Source organism: Myxococcus sp. AB025B (assembly GCF_006518215.1).
GTDB classification, from domain to species: Bacteria; Myxococcota; Myxococcia; order Myxococcales; family Myxococcaceae; genus Myxococcus; species Myxococcus fulvus.
In genome coordinates this window covers 1-3,769 of sequence record NZ_SRLW01000513.1, presented here as the reverse complement: position 1 = coordinate 3,769, position 3,769 = coordinate 1, and the positions used below count along the sequence as shown (strand labels likewise).

4 protein-coding genes and 1 pseudogene are annotated in these 3,769 nt (G+C 68.5%); 3 read left to right on the top strand and 2 right to left on the bottom strand.

Features of this window, described 5'->3' with window-relative positions:
• The coding region (locus FL311_RS41835; protein WP_141333195.1) for a CBS domain-containing protein at positions 1-537 on the top strand (537 nt) is incomplete at its 5' end.
• Between the two features lie 83 nt (positions 538-620).
• On the opposite strand, the gene FL311_RS41830 is transcribed toward FL311_RS41835, so the two are convergent.
• Positions 621-1,355 carry a laminin G domain-containing protein gene (locus tag FL311_RS41830; protein ID WP_194869614.1) on the bottom strand — a complete coding sequence of 245 codons (735 nt, stop codon included), beginning with the start codon at positions 1,353-1,355 and terminating at the stop codon, positions 621-623.
• Here FL311_RS41830 and FL311_RS41825 point away from each other — a divergent pair.
• Together FL311_RS41825 and FL311_RS41820 are read left to right on the top strand one after the other, a co-directional pair.
• Complete coding sequence (locus FL311_RS41825; RefSeq protein ID WP_141333193.1) at positions 1,285-2,199, top strand: TIGR02269 family lipoprotein; 915 nt, start codon at positions 1,285-1,287, stop codon at positions 2,197-2,199. The genes FL311_RS41830 and FL311_RS41825 overlap by 71 nt on opposite strands.
• A 28-nt stretch (positions 2,200-2,227) precedes the next feature.
• A complete protein-coding gene (locus tag FL311_RS41820) occupies positions 2,228-2,956 on the top strand; it encodes a double-CXXCG motif protein (protein WP_141333192.1) in 729 nt (242 codons plus the stop codon).
• 13 nt (positions 2,957-2,969) lie between these two features.
• On the opposite strand, the pseudogene FL311_RS44620 reads toward FL311_RS41820, so the two are convergent.
• A pseudogene (locus FL311_RS44620) lies at positions 2,970-3,769 on the bottom strand (hypothetical protein); the annotation flags it as partial.

Genomic DNA, 3,769 nt, shown 5'->3' with positions numbered 1-3,769 from the left:
GTGTGGGGGCTGGCGACGTTCAACCCATTCCTGATGGTCATCGCGTTCTTCATCTTCATGGGCGCGGATGGGGAGGCGAAGCAGGTGCGGATGAAGGCCACGCTGGAGAAGGTGCGGGTGGCGGAGTTGATGACGCCGCGCTGGATGGGCGTGGACGTGGGGGCGTCGCTGGAAGAGGCGCTGTGGGAGTTCCGGGTGGAGCGGCGCACGGCGTTGCCGGTGACGGAGGACGGCAGGCCGCTGGGGCGCGTGGCGGTGGAGGCGGTGCGCGCGGTGCCGGCGGGGGAGCGGACGCGGCGGCAGGTGCGCGAGGTGATGCGCGCGACGCCGGTGGCGCGGCTGGAGGAGGACGGGTGGCAGGCGCTGCGTCGCATGGCGGAGGAGGAGTCTCCGCTGCTGTTGGTGGTGGACGCGGACGGGCGGCTGGCGGGGACGCTGGAGTTGGGCGACGTGGAGCGCGGGTTGACGCTCTTCCAGAACCGGGAGGAGCGGGCGGAGCGGGATGCACGGCGGTGGCGCGAGGAGCGGCCCGCATGAGCGGTCTCGAGGGACTGGCTCGCGCGGGACGAGACGGCGCGACTCCGGTGTGAGGGAGCCCACCGGAGCCGGGGGGGCGAGGCTCAGTCGAGGTTGAAGTAAACGTCGTCGATTTCGCCGTGGTACTGGTCGTTGTTGTTGCCGACGCTCTTGGCGCCCACATTGACGGCCTGGCCCGTGGGGCTGATGTCGTAGGTGGCCGGGAGCAGTGCGCTGCCGCGCGCGACGTTGTTCACGAGGATGGTCAGCGTGGTGCTGGTGCGCTGGCAGGCGACCTTGTGCCAGGCGCCATCGGCGACGCCCACCGACGATTTGACGATGATGGGATTCACTCCGCCCGTGGTGCGGACCACGCAGCTGGGTCGGCCCTGCACGGCGTCATCGAGCTGGAGCTTCCACTGGGCGGTGCTCGCCAGCCCCTTCTGCACGAGGTTGGAGCCGTGGGCGGTGGAGAGGTCGGCGAGCGTAAGGCGGACGCGGGCGCCGAAGGTGAAGAGCGCCGTGCCGGGGTTCAGGTCGGTCGCGTCGGGGGTGGTGATGTTCGCCAGCGGGCAGCCTGTGCCATCACAGACGGCGGGGAACTTCACGCCGAGGCCCTCGAAGCCCGTCACCGCCGTCACCGTGGCGCCGTTGTTCGTCTGCACCGTGCCGGTGTGGCCCTTGCCGCTGTCGTCCGTGACGGTGGTGACGGGCGTGGTGACGGTGTCGAAGCGGTAGCGCAGCTTCTGGCTCACGGCGCCAGCCGCCATGGGGGCCAGCACCAGCGTCGCGAGCGCCGCGCGCTTCGCCGTCCATCGGGGATGTGTCGTTCGGGGCATGTCGTCTCCTCGTTGTCCTGTCGGGTGTGGGGACAGCGAGGAGAGGATAGGCGTGGGTTCGGGAAAGTGTGTCACCCGCGAGCGCATAATCATGCCCATGCCCTCGTACCCGTGCGTCAGATGGCTCTGGGTCGCTTGTCTCTTCATGCCTTGCCTTCAGGCATGCGGCGCTTCGAATTCCGCTCTTCATACAGATTTCCCCGGAGGGGTCTCGTCCGACGTCGAATGTGAAGCCCCTGACGCCGACCAGTGCGTCGTGTTCGCCTGTGAAGGCTCGCTGGCGGAATGTGGGCTCTTCGCCTGTGACGACGTGGACCCGGCGCTCAGCGCCAGCGCGCGACGTGAGCTTGGGGTTCGGAATGTCAGTCATCCCTATCGGCCCGTACGTCCTCCGGGAAGACTTCCTCCAAGAGACTACCGACGCTCTGGAATCCGGCAGGCGGCGCGGCCTCGGTTGGTCTTCCATTTCGGCTATCGCTACGGCTACCTCCCCGCCTTCCCTCCTCAAGCTGGGAGCCGCCTGGTCAAACACCACCTCTTCCCGCAGGAGGAGTTGCTGGCGAGGTGGTTCGCGCGCCATGGCATCAACATCCATGAGTTCACGATGGTCGTGCCCGAGCACCTGCACCTGCGAGTCCACAATCCAGGCGGGCGGGGCGGTCCCTGGAACGCGGCCTGGCGTGAGTACATGAACGCGAACCTGCACCGTCGACGCATCCCGAAGGAGGAACTGCTTCGCAAGTCCCTGGAGCTTGCGTTTCGGTTCGACATCGCCGGACCCATCGTGCCCTACTACGGTCACCCGATTCCTCCGCCGGGGCCCCAGCCCTTCGCGGACCCTTGAGGCTTGGCTCCGAGGTCACGGACAGCGCATGAAGTACTTCAGAGTCGAGCAGGAGCCCGCCTCGCGCTACTCGGGGGAACTGAATGCCGCCCCTCGCTGGGGACTTCCCGGGGTCGAGCCGTGTCCGCAGTGTAGCCTCAGCGGTGCCACCCTCGGCCTCGAATACCCTTGCGTCGACCTGTCCAGCCTCCCGTCCAAGGAGCAGGCTCGGTTGTCAGACCCTTCTCCCGTGTCGCAGGACGAGCTCGAGCGCTTGCGCGAGCTGGTGCGTCCCTTCGTGCCCGCGAACGCGGTGCTCGATGCGGGAGCCGAGCTGGGCCCCCTGACAGGGACGGGCTCTGGCACGTTCGGCTCGCTCCACATGCCCGTGGGTTGGTCCTTGTGCCTGCGTCGCGAGGCGATGGAGGCGCTCCAGAAGGAGGGAATCCGAGGGCTACTCGGTGCGCCTGTCTCACTGAAGTTCAGAACGCAGCGTCCACCTGAGCTGATGAGTCTTCAGATGGATGTCCAGGGGCGGTTCCATCCCGAGGCCCTGACGTGGGTCCGCAAACCGCCGTGTCCGAGGTGTGGCATCAGCGACGTGGAGGGCCCGATGCCGGACCCCATCGTCCTGGAGGCGCGCTCGCTGCCAGATGGTGTCGACCTCTTCCGACTCGCGGATGCTCCGGGCGTCATCATCGCCACGGAGCGGTTCCTGGACGCGGTGAACCGACTGTCGCTCGACGGCGTGACGTTCCGGGCGGTGGAGGCGCGTTAGCGCCCCGTGCTCCCTACTTCGACTCCGGCAACGTCCAGTCGAAGAAGAACCGGTGCGCGCCACCCGGAGCGCTGTCCAGCCAGCCCGTGATTCGCTCGCTGCGCGCGAGCAGCGGCCCCAGCTCGGAGCTCACCGCGAACATCGCCGCGAGGTTCTCGTCCGAGAGCACATCCGCCAGCGACACCTGGGACAGTCCGCGCGCGAGCAGCTTGGGGTCCAGTGAGAAGTCCGCCGCGCGCTCCAGCTTCGCCGTCGTCTCCGGCAGCGCCGCCATCGTCGCCTGCGTCACCGCGTCGTCGTTGCCCACCACCAGGTGCTTGCCCTTCTGCCGCACCTGCACCGTGCCGCCCTTCACCGTCAGCGCCCAGCCATCCTCCAGCGCCTTCGCCCCCGGCAACTTCCCCAGCGGCTCCAGCGCATTCTTCATCGCCGCCGCGTCCTTCACCTCCGCCGCCAGCGCCTGCTTCACCGCGAAGAAGCGCGCCTCCGGAGCCCTGAGCGAGCCACGCACCTGCACGTTGCTCATGCTCACCAACATGTTGCCCGTCAGCTGCTTCGCCACCGCGTCCGTCGTCGCCTGCACCTGCTCCTTCGGACACGTCGCGCACAGCGCCTGGATGTTCGCCCTGAGCGAGCCCACCGCCTGCGAAACCCCCGCCGGCGCCACCGCCACGCGCGAGAACAACAGCCCCTCCGGCTTCATCGCCGCATACGGGCTCGCCGCCTTCGCCTGGAACGGCGGCAACGGCAGCTTCGTCGTCGTGCCGTCCACCTTCAGCCCCGTCGCGTTGCCGTCCAACCCCAGCACCGCCC

What these genes read in the sequence shown, in the direction of transcription:
- FL311_RS41825 (WP_141333193.1), top strand. Translation starts at nt 1,285, where the DNA reads ATGGGGGCCAGCACCAGCGTCGCGAGCGCCGCGCGCTTCGCCGTCCAT.
- FL311_RS41830 (WP_194869614.1), bottom strand. Translation starts at nt 1,355, where the DNA reads ATGCCCCGAACGACACATCCCCGATGGACGGCGAAGCGCGCGGCGCTC.
- FL311_RS41820 (WP_141333192.1), top strand. Translation starts at nt 2,228, where the DNA reads ATGAAGTACTTCAGAGTCGAGCAGGAGCCCGCCTCGCGCTACTCGGGG.